The organism is Hoylesella buccalis ATCC 35310 (genome assembly GCF_025151385.1).
Lineage (GTDB): Bacteria > Bacteroidota > Bacteroidia > Bacteroidales > Bacteroidaceae > Prevotella > Prevotella buccalis.
The window spans coordinates 654780-672539 of the sequence record NZ_CP102287.1 but is presented as its reverse complement, the minus strand read 5'-3'; the positions used below and the strand labels follow the sequence as shown (position 1 = coordinate 672539).

Genomic DNA, 17760 nt, shown 5'->3' with positions numbered 1-17760 from the left:
TGTATATATAGTAAATAATGTCATAAATATAGCGAAAATACTAAGAAATTGCAAATTTTGAAAAAATAAAAACTGATTTTACTTGTTATAAACAATATGGATTTGTATATTTGTCCCATGATTGTAAAATTAGTATTATTTATTTGTTAGCTTTGAATTATGAAATATACTCTTGAAAAAAATATATTTGTGAGCAAAGAGTCGGTAAAGAAGCTCTGTTCTTGTATAACCCTTATGGGCATTGAATATATACGACTAAATACATGGTAAAGTAATCTATTGATATTTGATCTTTACCTTTCGAATAGTAAAGAATATAATTTTATTTGAAACGATTAAAATATTAACTTTTAAACAAAAATCACATGAGACTACATTTTTTCAATTCACTAATGTGTGCAATCGCGCTATTGGTTACTATGACTATAGTATCGTGCCATGACGATGAATCGGAAATAGGTATATCTTGGTCGCAAGAATCAAGAAAAATGATTCATGATGGAATTAAAACTGACTATGGAAAGAAAATGCTTTCTCTTGTTTTCTATACTGATGAGCAAGTGGGAGTCTCTGCTTCATCTAAAGATGATTGGATAAAGCCTATTCTAACATTCTCTAATGGGAAAGGCGAACTGAACATTGAGGTCTTGGAGAACAAAGATGTTACTTCGAGAGTTGGACATATTCTCTTAAAAGTTCAGAGGAAGACCATTATAATTGGTATTACTCAAGATGGTTCATCCAAGATTATCTCGGATCAAAATTGCTATTATCAAGATTCAGAAGGAGGGGATTTCGAGATTCGTGTAAAGGCGAATGGAAAACTTTCTGCTGAGGTTTATCCTGCTGATTGTAAGTGGGCAAGAGTGGTTAAGACTATTCCAAGTGGTGCCAATGAATACGCAATAACTGTTGCCATTGATAAAAATGAGGGATTAGGTAGAGTCGCTTCTGTTGATTTTAAAATTGATGGGAAAACTGCAAATCAGGATTGTGGTCCATGCTTAGTTCAGGAGCCTGCCCCTTTTACTAACACAACGACCATAATATGTAAGAAACCGGGCTGCCTACAAGTGCTCATGGGAAATGACTTAACCAATCTTCGTCGTATCAGATCGCTTAAATTAATAGGTAATATTAATGGTCTTGATTTTATCTTGTTGAGAAATTTATTCATGGATACAAATGAAAGCCTATACCAATATCCTGTAGATATAGACCTCTCAGAATGTAATATAGTTGCAGGTAATCAAAATCCATATGAGTATTTCGGTTGGCGCTCATCTAAAATATTTGAAGATGTTTTTATGTACGGTGAGATACCATCGGGAGTTTTCAGCAATGCTACTAATTTGAAGAGCATTATTCTCCCTAAAAATCTGAAAATAGTTGGTTATTCTGCTTTTGCTGGGTGTAAAAGCCTTAAGACAATAGATATCCCTGCTGATGTAGAGGAAATTAATAGTAAAGCATTTTATGAATGTATTAGACTGCAAGAAATCAAGCTTACATCCAACGTAAGCCTTACCTCCATTGGAAATCAAGCTTTCACGACAAAATCTACATTGAATGAACTAACAATTCCAGCTACAGTTGTTAATATGGGAGTTGAAGCCTTCAAACATTGTATTTATAACCATAGAACAACCAAAACTAATCAGAAATATCCGAGTGTAAATCTTTAATTACCAGCATATTCTAAAATTTAACACTTTTCGGTTGCCATTTGTCGCTTCCCAAATTTCCACATATTTTTGAGACGTATTTCTGACGTGGAGAATTTGCGGGGCTTGTTTTTTGTCACACCGTGCAGACAGTTGACAAGGGTTTACAACCGTTTACGACAAGCGACAATAACCGCCCCGATATGCGGAAACAGTCACACTGTGTAGAAAAGCGACAATGGTTGACTTCCGTTCACATCCGTTTACCATTTCAGAGATATAGGATTGAAGAAATGAACCATTAAACGATAAAACGGTATGAAAGCAACCAGAAAATGCAGTTTTTGCGGCAAGTCCTTTGTAACCCGAAGCGGTATGCAAAGATATTGCAGTGAGGCTTGTCAGGCAGAAGCCAAACGAGCCAGAGTGATGCAGAAGAACAACCTCTTCAAAGTCGCCCAACCCTTGATGGAGATACAGCATCAGGAGTATCTCACCTTTTCCAAAGCAGCCATCCTCATGGGCTGTTCCCGACAGTACATTTACAAACTTGTAGCCATCGGCAAGCTGAAAGCCTCACGCATCAGCAACCGCATGGCATTCATCCGCAGAGCCGACATCGAGCAGATGTTGGAGGGCAATCCCTATCACCGCATCCTGCCCGGCAACACCTCCACACCAAGGAAATCATCTTCATCTTCCTTACCTGCCAAAAGAGAAAAAAGGGAAAAGGAAAGCGAAGAAGTGTTGGACTTCTATTCGGGCGAGGAGGTGATGTCCCTTTTTAAGGTAAAGCAGTCATGGCTTTACACTTCCGCCAAGCGTAACCATATCCCCATCTGCCGTATCGCAGGAAAGAACTATTACAGCAAGAAGCATATTGACGAGTTTTTCGGTGTGGCAGTTGATATTAGCGAAATTACCGACTGGCTACTGACCGAGGAGGTGGAGGAACTGTTCGGCATGAAGCCGACCGCACTCCGTGCCTACACCTATCGCCATAAGATACCCACTAAAAGAGAGTACGGGCGTACCTATTACTCCAAATCACATTTGAACGAACTCCGCAGAACTGACCTTGTGAACGATGAACGCTACTATACCGTTGAGCAGGTGCAGCAAATCTATGGTCTTTCGTCAGCCAACATCTGCCATATCGTCAAGGTGAAGCACATCGAAAAGATAAAGGTGGGTGTGAAAAACCTGCTTTTGCGCTCAGATGTGGAGCGTGTCATGGCTGAAAGGAACAAATAACCGTGAAAAATCGGGATTATCGAAAATTATTTCAAAATGATGTATCGTGGAGGTATTCACGGATATTTCACGTTGTTCCTTTGCCATCGGAAACATGGATACAACTCCAAAATGTATACAACCAATTAAAACATAATTATTATGAGTAAATGCAAAACAGTTACCTTGCGTAAGCGCAAGATTAAGAACGGGACACAGTATTCACTATGCCTTGACTACTATCCCGGCTACCGTGACAATGTCACCATGAGAGTGATTACACGTGAAGCCTTAGGAATTTACATCTTCGCCAAACCTGCAAACCAGCAGGAACGGGACTTCAACGCACGCATGATGAAGAAAGCGGTCATCCTGCGCAACCAGCGCTACGAAGCCATTTTCAATGAAAACAACGGCTTTTTTGACAAGACCAAGATGAAGGGCGATTTCCTTGCCTATTTCAAAGGACTGGCTGACCGCAAGAATATCAAGTGGCAGCACGTATACAAGCATTTCCAGCGGTTCGTGAACGGCAAATGCACCTTTGAGGAGGTGGATGTGGATTTGTGCCGCAAGTTCATGGAATACCTGCTTGATGCACCCCAATCCATCCACACCAACCAAAAGCTGCACATCAACTCCGCAGCAGGCTATTGGTCAACTTTCCGTGCCGTGCTGCACACCGCTTACCGTGACAGGAAGATAAAGGAGAACCCAAACGGCTTCTTAGACCGCATCGAGTGCATTCCCACCATCAGGGAGCATTTGAGCCAAGAGGAACTGATACGGCTTGCCGAAACACCCTGTGAGGAGGAGGTCTTGAAAAAAGCTTTTCTTTTCGCCTGTCTTACGGGACTGAGAAAGAGCGACATCAGACAGCTCACGTGGCAGCAGATACAACCATACACCAACGGCAGGATGTTCGTTACCACCCGTATGCAGAAAACCAAAGAAATAGTGCATAACCCCATCAGTGATGAAGCCTATGGACTGCTGGGAGAACGGGGCGAGGGACTTATCTTTGAGGATTTCAAGGACAAGATGCTGCAAGGACCACTCCAACGGTGGCTCACGGCAGCAGGGATAACCAAGAAAATCACCTTTCACTGTACCCGCCACAGCTTCGGAAGCCTGCACGTGGAAATGGGAACGGACATGGCTGTCATCCAAGCCTATCTCGGACATAAGAACATTACCACCACACAAATCTATTCCAAGATAGCAGCGCAGCAGATGTGTCAGGTGGTGGACAAGATAACCTTGAAGCGCAAGGAGGCATAAATGTCTCACATTGACAGGTATTCAGAGGGGCGGTTATGGCTACAAGGCTATAATCGCCCCTCTATGTTTTTGGCTTGATGCCACCATTTATAAGCCCCTCAGAGTATGAAACAGAGTATGATATGATGACATTTCGTGAAATACATTGAAAAAGACCGTTCTAACCGCAAATAACGGGCAGTAATTGGGAAAAATAGCATTAACTTTGCACAAAATAATACAGGAACATTCAATCTCTCAACGAAATATGGAATCATCAATCAAGGACAAATACATCATCTTGGGCTTTGTCGGCTTCGCCATCGTCCTAATATCTTCCATTGCCACGCTGGTAATAGCGGACAGCTTCAACCAAGACAACTTTGTCAGGTGGATAGTATTCGTATGCTGTAACCTGTTGGGATGGTTGCTCTATCTCTCCTTTCAGACACTTATCTTTGATACATACGAAATCTACAAAATCAAGTTCGGCAAGAAAGAAACGATTGCCGAAGCCATAGAGGTGCAGGAAGAACTGTCACAAAATACACTTGAAGAAGCCACATCTGTGCCTGGACCTACATCAGTCCCTGAGCCTGTACCCGAATCATCCCCGACAAAAGAAGAGACACTTATCCAAACACAACCGATAGAGCTTACTATCGCCCCGGATCTTCACGAAAAGAACCGTGCCAATTACGCAAGCAGAGAGCAACGGGAAAAGGAAGAGCGCATCCGCATGGTCATGGAGTATTGCCATTATTACCTGCCTCGCATTGCCGACCAAGAAACCGTGAACCACATCTGTACTGAGGTGGACAAATGGATGAATCTTAACACTTATACCCCGAAGCCCATACAAAGACCGTTTACCAAAGACATCAACAACATTCCACTCCGTCACTTCGTATGGAATATCTCTGAGCGTTTCCTGTACAAGAGATACTACAATGGGGATAACCGTGCCAAGTTCATCAAAGCCCTTTTCCCGAAATCGTTTGCTGATACAGACTTATCAACCATCAAGAATTTCAAGGTAGAGCCGTTAAAGACGGAAATTCCCATTGATGAACCCGAAAACGGCAAACTTGATTTCCACTATCCCGAGGATTATGTGCGGAATTAGGATAATCACGACACCAACGACAACCATCCGGTAACTCATAACCGCCTGTTTTACATCGTTTCCCGAGTAATTTTACCCGTCATTTATGGCTGGGCTTAATTATTCGGGAATTATTTTGCAATGACGTGTCGTGGAGATATTCACGGATATATCATTTCAGTCCTTTGCGCCAAGTCTTACAAAAGAGACGAGTACGCGAATGGAAAAATCAATTCTTACCTTCAACGACCTCCCCGAGGTTGTCGCTCAGCTTCGAGACGAAGTGATGAGCCTGAAAAGCCTGCTCGCCGAGCAGCGCAGTGTGAACAATGCCAAAACGGTGGACACCCACGTGCCCATGTCTGTGGACGAGGCAGCAGAGTATTTAGGTATCCCTAAGGGTACGCTCTACATGAAACTGTCAGAAGGGACAATCCCTGCCACCAAGCCCGGCAAACGCTATTGCCTTTACCGTGACGAACTGGACAAGTGGCTGGAAACCGCCCGAAAGAATCCCATACCGTTGTCAGACGAGGAACTGAACAAGTCCTTATCCTCTTCCCACCGTCGCAAGCCCAACCCACGTAACTGGTGAATGATATGGAAGAGGATAAGAACTATATCAACCTGATACGTGGCGACCTCACAAAAGCATCCCAAGCGCATAACGGTATGCCCGACAGTGTAGGCATGATGAATATCAAGACGGCAAACCAAACCATTCTTGAAGCATCGTTATTGCCTACGCCCCGTGCGCTGTGGGACAGCTTTTGGTACGAGGGGGAACTCTCCTGCTTGTTTGCCGATTCCAACGTGGGCAAGTCCATCCTTGCCGTGCAGATAGCCGACCGCATCGCCCGAACCGACAATGTGCTGTATCTGGACTTTGAACTGTCCGAAAAGCAGTTCCAGCTCCGCTATACCAACGAGCATGGAGAGCTCTACACCTTTCCCGACAAACTCTATCGGGTGTCTATTGACTGCAACCAGCTTTTGGATGCCAACTTTGAGGAAGCTATCATAGGCGGCATTGAACAGATGGCTGTGCAGACCGACTGCAAGATTTTCATCATTGACAATCTTACCTACCTGTGTTGCGCCATGGAGAAAGGCGATGCCGCAGGACGGCTGATGATTCAGCTGAACAATCTCAAAAAGAGATATGCGCTCTCTATCCTTGTCCTAGCACATACGCCCAAACGCTCTTTGGATTGTCCCATCACATCCAACGACCTTGCCGGAAGCAAACGGCTCTACAATTTCTTTGACAGCGTGTTCACCATTGGAAAAAGTGCCCAAGACGGAGGGCTTCGCTATGTGAAGCAGCTTAAAGTGCGCTATGGCACGTTCTCTCATGATGCGGATAATGTAATCGTTTACGAGATTGACAAGGTGGATGCTTTCTTGCAGTTCGTGTTCAGGGGCTATTCCACGGAAAAGGAACACTTGAAAAAATTGGGCGACAATGAATCAAGCCAAAGGGATTGCCAAATTCTGCAACTCTCCCAATCGGGCAAGTCCGTCAGGGAGATAGCCTCACAGGTGAATTGTGGCAAGTCCACCGTAAACCGTATCATCCAGCGCAGCAAAGAGAGTAAAAACGCAGGTGTCCCAAGTGTCCCACTGTCCCAACCCTTAGAGTGTGGGACAATGGGACAGGATGGGACAGCCGACAATCAACCATCAAAAACGGACTAAGCTATGGGCAATTATTCATTACAGAAGTATAAAGGAACGGCAACACGGCATACCTGCCCCAAATGCGGAGACAGGCATTCTTTCGTCTATTACGTGGACGAAAATAATGTGCCGTTGCATCCATCGGTCGGCAGATGTAACCACGAAAGCGGTTGTGGGTATCACTACACTCCGAAAGAGTATTTTCAAGAGCATCCTGAACACAGAACTACCAATGATTTCTCTTTTGACAGGCAAAGAGCAGAGCAGAAGAAAGTGAAGCAGCAAAGTAAGCCGACAGCCATCGGCTATATTCCCCCTCACTATGTGGAGAAGTCGCAAAGCGAGCGTAGCAATTTCTTCCGTTTCCTCTTCACACTCCTTACTTCCTACTATGGCGACAAGGCGAAAGAGGTGTTGAAGCGGTTGTTGGAGGAATACCGTTTGGGGGCTACCCGTGACGGCTCTGTTATCTTTTGGCAGATAGACAGGACGGGCAAGGTACGCACGGGAAAGGTGATGCAGTACAATCCCGAAGACGGACACCGTATCAAGGGAGGACAGACATCGGCAGTGAACTGGATACACAGCATATTGAAAAAGCAGCGTGTGTTGGCAGAGGATTGGCAACTATCCCAATGCCTTTTCGGGGAACACTTGTTGAAAACGCATCCCGACAAGGTGGTGGTCTTGGTGGAATCCGAGAAGAGTGCCGTTATCGGTTCTGCTATCTTCCCCGATTATGTATGGCTGGCTACGGGTGGTAAGAGTCAGATGAGAGAAGAGAAACTCCGTGTACTGTCAGGGCGAACCGTGCTTCTCTTTCCCGATGCCGATGCTTATGCCGAGTGGAAACAGCGAGCCGAGAGCATGTACTTTTGTAAGGTGGTGGTTTCGGACATCATCGAAAGGAATGCCACCCCGAAACAAAAAGAAGCCCATATCGACATAGCCGATTGGATTATCTTTCAGATACGGGAGGGCAAGGTGATGAGTACAGCCAACCACTTGGTCGAGGCTGAGAGAATCCTCCAGCGGATGATAGAGAAGAATCCCGTCCTGCAAAAACTGATAGACGATTTAGACCTTGTGCTGGTCGGTGCATCTCCAATCGGCAACGATGATGAAAAACCTCCCTGACGGAGGAGAGCGGAAGCCGTAGGCTGGAGTTTGCAGACAATGGCTTGCCATTGATATAGCCCACTATAACTACACGCTCCGCTTACGTAGTTGTGGGCTCTCCCGAGGGGATTAGGGTTTTACCCTAATGACCCACTCAGGGCGTTTCTCCCCTGAGAACCCAGAGCAAAGAGTGACCCTCTCTTTGCAATCTCCGCTTATGGGTTGCACCCCTAAGAACCCCATGCGTTTACGGACAGCGGAAAAGCAAACAATAAAGTACAAACCAAAAAACAAGTATCTATGGCAACAAAATCAAGCATACATATCAAGCCCTGCAACATCGCATCGAGCGAGGCTCACAACAGGAGGACTGCCGAATACATGCGCCACATCGGAGAGTCCAGAATCTATGTCGTTCCTGAACTATCCACCGATAACGAACAGTGGATAAATCCCGACTTCGGCAGTCCGGATTTGCGGATGCATTATGACAATATCAGACAGATGGTAAAGGAAAAGACCGGACGTGCCATGCAGGAAAAGGAGCGTGAACGCAAAGGCAAGAACGGTAAAATAGTCAAGATTGCGGGATGCTCCCCCATACGTGAAGGAGTGCTGCTTGTCAGGTCGGACACCACACTGGCAGACGTGCGTAAATTCGGTGAGGAGTGTCAAAGACGCTGGGGAATCACACCGCTGCAAATCTTCCTGCACAAGGATGAAGGGCATTGGCTGAACGGTCAGCCGGAAGCGGAAGACAGGGAAAGCTTCAAAGTCGGGGACAGATGGTTCAAGCCGAACTATCATGCCCATATCGTTTTCGACTGGATGAACCACGAAACAGGAAAGAGCCGAAAGCTCAATGACGATGACATGATGCAGATGCAGACCCTTGCATCCGACATCCTGCTGATGGAACGCGGGCAGTCAAAGGCTGTCACTGGTAAGGAGCATCTGGAACGGAACGACTTTATCATTGAGAAGCAGAAAGCTGAACTGCAACGCATGGATGCAGCCAAACGGCACAAAGAAGAACAGATAAATCTTGCCGAGCAGGAACTGAAACAGGTGAAATCAGAAATACGCACTGACAAGTTAAAGAAGACAGCCACCACGGCAGCGACAGCCATAACTAGTGGAGTTGCTTCTCTTTTCGGGAGTGGAAAACTGAAAGAACTGGAACGTGCCAACGAAAAACTGCAAGACGAGGTTTCAAAACGGAACACCAATATTGAAAAATTGCAGAGCCAAGTACAGCAGATGCAGAAACAGCATGATACGCAAATCCACAATCTCAGAGAAATGCACAGGCAGGAACTTGACATGAAAGAAAAAGAACTGTCACGGCTCGCCAGAATCATAGACAAGGCTTTCAGGTGGTTTCCGATGTTCAGGGAAATGCTGCGCATGGAAAAGTTTTGTGCCATGCTGGGATTCTCTAAAGAAATGACTGAAAGTCTTATAGTCAAAAAAGAAGCCCTGAAATGTAGCGGTAAAATCTATTCCGAGCAACACAGGCGGAACTTTGATATAAAGGATGATATTTTAAGGGTGGAAAATGACCCTGACGATGAAAGCAGGCTGAACCTGACAATAAACAGGAAGCCGATTGCCGACTGGTTCAGGGAGCAATGGCACAGGCTTAGATATGGAGCAAGAGTGCCGCAACAGGAAGAAAGAAAAAGTAGAGGATTCAAATTATAATAGAAGCAATTTGATTAGTAATCTAAAAGCACTCCGATAACGATTAGAGTGCTTTTAGATTGTTTATCATTAATTATCAAAGCAAGTGCAGTTTAAGATTTTACTGAAGTTTGCATTAATAAAGAATATACTACAGCTGATATATGCGCAACATATTGTGACGCTTGTGATTCATTTCCCTTGAAATCCTTAACAAATACCGCTAAGGTATAACTGATATTATTAGGCAGACATATATAGGCAACATCATTGTGAGCTGCAAGAACACCATTTTCATTAACATAACCTGAACCTGTCTTATGCGCTATAACAACCCCTTCTTTATCAAGAAGTGGAGCTGCTATCCTATCTACACCTGTTTTGCATTCTTTTAACGTATTCTTAATGAAACTTTGTTTCTCATCATCGATAAGACCTTCAGTAAACAAACGATTCATCAACATTGCAGCACCAAGAGGAGATGTATAGTTAGAGTAAGCCTTGTTATGGTCAGCCGACATTTCCTCTTCCGTATAAGCTATCTGAAAACTTGAACGAGGAATGAGTGTGGCTATAAAACTATCTGTTTGAGCGACATTAACCATATCCTTAAACATAAGGTTGCTTGCATTGTTGTCACTCTGAGTAAGAGTATAACGCAGCAAATCTCTCACTGTCAATGATATGACTGGCCCTGAATAATCTTTCAGCATAGGACTCCAAGTCTTTGGGTCAAGTTTATCCCTATTTATATTTACTAAGGTATCAAGTGAAATTCCTTTATTGTCAAAGTCATTACAAAGAGCTAATGCCTGATGAACCTTAAACACACTCATCATAGGATAAACACTCTTATTATTGACCTTAACCGTATCTCTGTTATTAACAATAACCGCCACACCAATTTCGCCAGGACAAGCTGAGACAATTTGAGAAATGCTATCAGTCAAAACATTTGTTAAAGGAGGATTTGCGCTATCTTTTGTCGCTGATTTATGGAACAATGAAAATACCAAGATGAAAATGCAAACTAAAGCTATACTCAAAACTACGATTTGTTTTTTTCTGTTTTTTTCCATGTTTATATTATTTATATTTGTTTGACGAGAATATCTTTATTTGCCGACAAAGGTACATAACTTTACGGAAAAATATGTTTCTAAAATATATAAATAGACAGCTGTGGGGAAAATGTGGGGAAAAATTAGATAATTAAAAAGGCTAAATGACTGGAAATAATCACTTAGCCTTTTAATCCGTACCCAGACCCGTACTTCGTAATTGCTGCGCCCATCATTCAAGACTGTCAAATCGGGTCTTTCCTGTCAAGCCAATGATGCCTATGCGTATGCCAAACACATGGATTACGGATTTCTCGTTCCGTGAACAAACACTTTATCCGCAACTCTGCTATGTGGTGTATTGGCTTAACTCCATTTCTATGGGCAACACTTTTGTTGCAGATTTCAAGCAGCTTTTATCGAAATACCCATCAGTAAGAACTCGTTTATTAGGCTTTCCTCATAATTGGGAACAAGAGCCTTTGTGGAGATAAAATAATTGCCCTGTTTCTTAAAAAGCACTGGGGCAAACCAGCTCCGTCTTTAATTGTTTCCAATAAATGGATTGTTTCAAGCCCCTATAGAAAGAGAACAAAAATTCCTGTGTGAAAATTAATCTACGACAAGGAGCAAGCAAGGAGCAATATCAAACAAAAATCAATACCTTTGCAGTACATATGAGATAGACCAAAACAAAAGTGGAATATCGGAAACGAATAGCAAGGAAAAGAGAAGAAACGACCCAAGTTGATGTCCTTTTTGAGTTAATAATCAATAAAAGCGTTAAATCTTCACCTTTTAGAATGTGCAATTAAAAATAACAACCATATTTCTGACTTATTATCTATAAAATATTGAGTAATAATCGGTTGTAAATACTTAGGTTGTTCTGTTTCAAAACTTCACCTTAAATGGTTAGAACCTCTTGAGGTTCGCATAGTTCCCAAAATAGAAGGGTGTACTCTTTACGTGCCTAAAGGTACAGTAGAATTATATCATAACACGCGCAATTGGTCTAGAATTCAAAAAATTATTGAGGAATAAATCGCAAAGTAAGGGTTTGCACTTGTTTCGATTGGGGCAAGTTTGCTTTAAATAAGCTTTGTTGAAGAATAAAATAATCGAACATTAGTAATATGAAAATAATTCAATCCTTTTGGGGAGGACATAATAAAGATATAGAAAATCCTTATGGGTGGGCTAACTATAGATTTCATTGGCTTGGTTGGATGTTGAGTTCACTCCAGCTGAGAAGTCACTATGAAAAAGTGGAGCTCTATACTGATAAATTTGGTTATGATTTGTTAGTTAAAAAACTACGTTTGCCCTATACGGAGTTCATGTTGTTCTTGACGAATTGAACACGATGCCTAATGGGCTATGGGCTATGGCTAAAATAGAGTCATATGGATTGCAAACAGAACCGTTTTTACATATTGACGGGGATGTTTTTATCTTCGATTATTTGCCACAAGAACTCCTGACATGTGGAATAATTACACAAAATAAGGAATACGCAACAGAATATTATATGGATCGTTGGAAAAAGATTTCTTCTATCCTTCAATATATACCACAACTTATGAATAATTTCCATAAAGGTATTTTCAAGTCAAGAAATAACTTTCTATAAAACAGGAACAAATATTATTAAACAATTACTTTGTTCAAAAGCAATTGCTATAGAACCGTAAGTAGTAAATCCAAGTAAAAGATGGCAGAAAAGACAAAACTAATAATAGGTATAATTCTTTTTAATATGGTGATTTGTTATGCAAATGCTCAAACGGACAGTCTTGCGACCAAGATAGACTCATTGGAGAAAGTCTATAATTTAGAGGGGATTACTGTCACCGCGCATAAAAGGATTTTCACCCAAAAGCCCGACCGTTTGATCTTCAATGTTGAAAACTCTATTGTGAGCAATGGCGGTAACGCTTTGGCCGCACTGAAGATTACTCCCGGAATAAAAGTGCAAAATGAACAGATAACAATGATCGGCAAAAACGAAATGACAGTCATGGTAGATGAACGTCCTGTGAAGTTAAGTGGTGAAAGCCTTATAAATTTTCTAAGAGGAATTTCTTCAACAACAATTAAAAGCATAGAGGTTATTAGCACGCCTCCGGCAAAATATAAAGCACAGGGTAACAGCGGATTGGTTAATATTATATTGAAAAAGGCTAAAGTCGGTACTTGGTCGCTGATTTTGAGAAATACCTATCAGCAGGCTACTTATGGGGATAATAAGAGCGGAGCAGACTTTAATTTGAGGAAGAAGAAGCTCTCCATATCCTCCAATATCTCGACAGCTTCTGGGAAGGACAGATATGCCATGGACCAATTTACTTATTACCCTGTTGAGACTTGGCATCTGTCAGCGCCATTAAAGCGGAGTTATAACTTCATGAATGTGAACTTTGGTGTTGACTATGATGCGAGCCGGACATTGACTATTGGCATGAACTATTTGGGGCATAAAACGAATAATCCTTTTAGGCAATACAAGTTTAACACCGAAATTATGGATGCAAATAACAATATGTCATCCTACATGGAGACTTTCAATGATAAAATACATAAGGGGTATACCCATGTCCTTAATGTTCATGGTATAGTCAGATTGGATTCGCTTGGAAAAAAGATAAAGATAGATTTAGATTATTTGAGGAACACCAATAAGGACTCCACGAGCGATTATGGGGCAAGCTATTTTCCTGATAGGGAGCAGATTGCAGGCAGTTATTATGCGAATATCAGCAGAAACAAGAGCGAAGTGTCAAACTATGCGGCAAAAGTGGATGTGGAATTGCCATTACGGTGGATAAATTTGAACTTTGGGGGGCAGTTGGATTTTACGACCAATTGCAATGACTACACGTTCTATGACAATCTTTCCGGTAGCCAGATCGTTGACAATAGCCAAAGCAACTATTTTAAATATAAGGAAAATATAGCAGCTTTATACTTGTCTGCCAGTAAAAGCTTAAGTAAAAGGCTTAGCATGCAATTTGGCATAAGGGTTGAGCAAACTTATACTGAAGGCCGGTCTCTTACCATTGATCAAGCCAACAAACATCATTATCTCAATGCTTTTCCCTCTGCTTATGTTTTGTATAAGTTGTCAGACATCAAATCTCTTTCCTTGAGTTACAGCAGAAGGATAAACAGACCGTATTTCTATGATATGAATCCATTTAAGACTTATACCAGTCAATACGACTACAGCGTAGGAAATACGTCTCTGAAGCCTTCTTATTCCGACAACCTGGATTTAATGCTTTCTTCGGGTATATTTGTCCATAAAGTATGGTATAGCCATGTATCTGACGACTATGGGATATACCCGACAATCGACCCGACCACAAAGATTATCAAGCGTTCCCCGAGCAATTTCATAAATTACTATAGCGTGGGGATGTCCGAATCCTATACATTCAACAAGTGGTGGTGGTGGAACTCCTATAATAATGTTACATTTTACTATATCAACAAGAGGGCAATTCTTTCGGAAGCTCCTCCAATGATAGATAGGATAAGCGGTAATTTCATGACCCAGAATGATTTTCTCTTGAATAAAAAGAAAACTTGGATACTGAATTTTGGATTTTACTATGAACTCCCTTACATTAGTTCCTATAGTAAGGTGGCCTCCAATTATTATTTTTATATGGGAGTGAGAACGAATCTGTTGGAAAACAGGCTGTCTCTCTCACTTAATGTGAATGACATCTTCAAAACTTACCGCATGTGCGAAACCATGACTTCAAACGATGTCAGGTACAAATATGATAACCGTTCAGACACTAGATATTTGCAGTTCTCAGTGAGCTATAAAATAGGCAACAGCTCGATAAGAGGCAGAAGGCATGCAACTGCAAATGAGAACATTAGGCGTCGAATAAAATAAAGACCGAAAAGATTCTATTTCTATAAAAACTATGAATCAAATTTATTAAGTAACACTAATTACGGCATTTACAAATGATGTGATAAGCACGCTTCACATAAGAAGTAGCATTTCCACTTCATCAAAGATGAAAACCTGTTTGAACACATATTGTAAATAATTAATATTCAATGTATTATCTATGGCGTATTAAACTCATTGATATTGGAGGGAAAAGTCAATGACTTTGGCGGTCAAACTCATTGACATTGGACGATTAACTCAATGAGATTGAAACGGCAAGTATATCATGCATATTTTCTAAGGGCATCAACAACGACCAACGGACGGTTTAGGACGCACCTCGGACACATCATATTGCGTCATCTTTTGAACGGTATTCTCCTCCAAATCCAATTGGGTACCAACTTCCATAATGCAACCAAAACAGACCAACGCCAGTCGATGATGCGTACATGCTCATGACGCAATATGGCATGAAACATCTTGGCGGCAACTGTTTTTTGATTCAGCATCATGGGATACGAGCCTCCGTTGAGCAAAGGAGTATCCACAAAACCTGGCCTAAGATCTGTAAACTTGATGTGGAGTTTACGAGAATTGGCCAATTGCTCAAGTGACTGAATGTAAATGTTTTGCATGGATTTGGTTGCACTGTATGCCGGTGCTGGCCCTAATCCCTTGGTGCCGGCAATGGATGACACCACAGCAATGTGGCCTCCCCCATACGCCGCCATATATCTGTAGGCGGCTCCCACCATCCTGACGAACCCCATGCCATTGGTGTTTACCGTGTTCAGCTCTATATCTTCCTCAAGCTCTTGATTGATTTTTCCGACACCTGACACATGCAAATATAAGTCTACCCCACCCATGCGCTCAATTAAATCGTGCAGCCGGGCAGGAGCATCATCGCTACATACATCAATTTGGGCAGTATGGATGGTTGAAGTGCGAGCTTGCAAGCCATTACTTACGGAGAAGTTACCACTAAGCTTTTCTTCTCTCCACTTGTTCAAACAGTCGATACGTCGGGCCGCTATCCCGACAGTCCAGCCGGCATCATAAAAGAGTTGCGCCAGTTCTTTCCCCATTCCTGATGAGGCTCCCATGATAATTACTTTGTTCATGTTGACAAATATATGACAGATTACTCAAAAAAACGAAGTATTTCATGACATTATGGATAAAATTAAGTATATTTGCATTCAGTAATCAAAACATTATCTCTATGAAAGATTTTTTCAAATATGTTGGAGCAACAGTCGTAGGACTGATCGTTTTTGGACTGATTGTGGTGATTTTTGGCACGATGAGTATAGTAGGTTTGATATCATCTGCGCAAGCTACTCAAAATGTTAGCAAAAACTCCGTTCTTGTTTTAAATCTTTCAGGTAGTTTGGCTGAACAAGGTAGTGATAATGTTTGGGGAATGCTCACTGGAAACGAACTTGGTTCCGTAGGGCTTGACGATATTCTTTCTGCCATCAAAAAAGCAAAAAATAATGACAGAATCAAAGGAATCTATTTAGAGTCGGGTATATTTTTGGCTAATTATGCCAGTAGACAAGAGATAAGAAATGCACTCTTAGACTTCAAAAAAAGCGGCAAAAAAATCATTGCTTACGGTGACAACTACACTCAGGGCAACTACTATCTGGCCTCTGTGGCTGACAAGGTTTTCCTGAATCCACAAGGCATGATTGATTGGCACGGCATTGGCGCTCAACCGATGTTTGTGAAAGATTTGCTGAAAAAAGTCGGTATACAGTATCAAGTCGTCAAAGTTGGAAAATACAAGAGTGCCACTGAAATGTACATCGCCGACAAGATGAGCGATCCCAGTCGTGAGCAAACGCAGGCTTACATCGACGGTATTTGGTCAGATGTGCTCAAGGCAGTGAGTGACAGCAGGAAAATCAACGTGGATCAGTTGAACCAATATGCTGACAGCTTGATAACTTTCAGCAATCCAAAGGACTATGTGGATGCCAAATTGGTAGATGGCTTGCTTTATACCAACCAAGTGAAAGCCGAAGTAAAGAAGATATTCGGACTCGACAAGGATGATCCTGTCAACCAAGTGGGCGTCACTGACATGCGTAGTGTCAAGGAAGAAACCGAAGGAAAACAGGTTGCGGTGTATTATGCATACGGCTCTATCGTCGACAATCCGGTGACTGGCAGCATGTTTGGTGCAGAACACATGATTGTAGGTTCGGAAGTTTGCAAGGATTTGGAGGCTTTGGCGGAAGATGATGACGTGAAAGCAGTTGTTCTTAGAATCAACTCAGGCGGCGGAAGTGCATACGCTTCAGAGCAGATGTGGAATCAGGTTGAGCAACTGAAGAAGAAGAAACCCGTAGTGGTTTCGATGGGTGATATGGCTGCATCAGGCGGATATTACATGGGTTGCAATGCCAATTGGATTGTAGCGCAGCCTACCACACTTACGGGCAGCATCGGTATTTTTGCCATGATACCAGATATGAGTCAGTTGCTTACACAGAAATTGGGAATCAAGTTTGATGAAGTGAAAACCAATAAGAATTCTACGTTTGGCTCGTCAGCGCGACCGCTGAACGAAGAAGAAATCGGTTACCTCGCAAGATATATTGATAGAGGGTACGCTCTCTTCCGCCAACGCGTGGCTGATGGACGTAAATTGTCTGTCAATCAAGTAGAGGCTATCGCCCAAGGGCACGTCTTCGTAGGGCGAGATGCCTTGAAAATCAAGTTGGTAGACGAATTAGGTGGCCTTGAAAAAGCAGTAGCAAAGGCTGCAAAGCTGGCTAAACTCGATGAATTCTACACACAAGACTATCCTGCAAAGGCAAGTTGGATGGATCAATTGACGGGTGCCATGAGCGGCGGCAACTATCTTGACGAGCAATTACGAGCCACATTAGGCGAATATTACGAACCCTTCATGTTGCTCAAGACAATGAATCAGCAAAATATGATTCAAGCTCGTATACCTTTTTATCTGAACATCAGATAATCAAGAACATCAAAACCACGGTCTTAACTCGCATCGACGCAGCG

12 protein-coding genes and 1 pseudogene are annotated in these 17760 nt (G+C 42.4%); 11 read left to right on the top strand and 2 right to left on the bottom strand.

The features are described from left to right. Positions 1 to 365: 365 nt before the first annotated feature. From NQ518_RS02975 to NQ518_RS02940, 8 genes are all read left to right on the top strand, one after another. Positions 366 to 1685: a leucine-rich repeat protein gene (locus NQ518_RS02975; RefSeq protein ID WP_227207559.1), complete on the top strand. Its 1320-nt coding sequence runs from the start codon at positions 366 to 368 to the stop codon at positions 1683 to 1685. A 297-nt stretch (positions 1686 to 1982) separates the two neighbouring features. Further along, positions 1983 to 2918, top strand: a complete 936-nt coding sequence (gene tnpA / locus NQ518_RS02970) for a transposon Tn4555 protein TnpA (RefSeq protein WP_004292844.1) — start codon at positions 1983 to 1985, stop codon at positions 2916 to 2918. 141 nt (positions 2919 to 3059) lie between these two features. Further along, positions 3060 to 4178 (top strand): tyrosine-type recombinase/integrase, encoded by a 1119-nt coding sequence (locus NQ518_RS02965; protein WP_004338318.1) that lies wholly within the window; start codon positions 3060 to 3062, stop codon positions 4176 to 4178. A gap of 247 nt (positions 4179 to 4425) precedes the next feature. Further along, on the top strand, positions 4426 to 5283 hold the full coding sequence (tnpC, locus tag NQ518_RS02960; RefSeq protein ID WP_004339687.1) for a transposon Tn4555 protein TnpC: 858 nt from the start codon (positions 4426 to 4428) through the stop codon (positions 5281 to 5283). 199 nt (positions 5284 to 5482) lie between these two features. Continuing rightward, complete coding sequence (locus NQ518_RS02955; RefSeq protein ID WP_004338328.1) at positions 5483 to 5857, top strand: excisionase family DNA-binding protein; 375 nt, start codon at positions 5483 to 5485, stop codon at positions 5855 to 5857. 5 nt (positions 5858 to 5862) lie between these two features. Further along, on the top strand, positions 5863 to 6960 hold the full coding sequence (locus NQ518_RS02950; protein WP_004348225.1) for an AAA family ATPase: 1098 nt from the start codon (positions 5863 to 5865) through the stop codon (positions 6958 to 6960). 3 nt (positions 6961 to 6963) lie between these two features. After that, the gene (locus NQ518_RS02945) at positions 6964 to 8079 is read left to right on the top strand and encodes a DUF6371 domain-containing protein (RefSeq protein WP_004292742.1); all 1116 of its coding nucleotides are present in this window, start codon (positions 6964 to 6966) and stop codon (positions 8077 to 8079) included. 282 nt (positions 8080 to 8361) lie between these two features. Further along, positions 8362 to 9765: a hypothetical protein gene (locus NQ518_RS02940; RefSeq protein WP_004292734.1), complete on the top strand. Its 1404-nt coding sequence runs from the start codon at positions 8362 to 8364 to the stop codon at positions 9763 to 9765. Positions 9766 to 9857: 92 nt separating this feature from the next. On the opposite strand, the gene NQ518_RS02935 is transcribed toward NQ518_RS02940, so the two are convergent. Further along, positions 9858 to 10823, bottom strand: a complete 966-nt coding sequence (locus tag NQ518_RS02935) for a CfxA family broad-spectrum class A beta-lactamase (protein ID WP_004339683.1) — start codon at positions 10821 to 10823, stop codon at positions 9858 to 9860. A gap of 1118 nt (positions 10824 to 11941) precedes the next feature. Here NQ518_RS02935 and NQ518_RS13565 point away from each other — a divergent pair. Beyond that, positions 11942 to 12438 (top strand): annotated as a pseudogene (locus NQ518_RS13565) (DUF6734 family protein). Positions 12439 to 12519: 81 nt separating this feature from the next. Further along, positions 12520 to 14715, top strand: a complete 2196-nt coding sequence (locus NQ518_RS02930; protein ID WP_227207553.1) for an outer membrane beta-barrel family protein — start codon at positions 12520 to 12522, stop codon at positions 14713 to 14715. Between the two features lie 362 nt (positions 14716 to 15077). Here the strand turns inward: NQ518_RS02930 and NQ518_RS02925 are convergent, their stop codons facing one another. Continuing rightward, positions 15078 to 15845 carry an SDR family NAD(P)-dependent oxidoreductase gene (locus NQ518_RS02925; RefSeq protein WP_227960924.1) on the bottom strand — a complete coding sequence of 256 codons (768 nt, stop codon included), beginning with the start codon at positions 15843 to 15845 and terminating at the stop codon, positions 15078 to 15080. Positions 15846 to 15946: 101 nt separating this feature from the next. Between NQ518_RS02925 and sppA the strand changes: the two genes are divergently transcribed. Then, positions 15947 to 17716 carry a signal peptide peptidase SppA gene (gene sppA / locus NQ518_RS02920; protein ID WP_227207549.1) on the top strand — a complete coding sequence of 590 codons (1770 nt, stop codon included), beginning with the start codon at positions 15947 to 15949 and terminating at the stop codon, positions 17714 to 17716. Positions 17717 to 17760 lie beyond the last annotated feature (44 nt).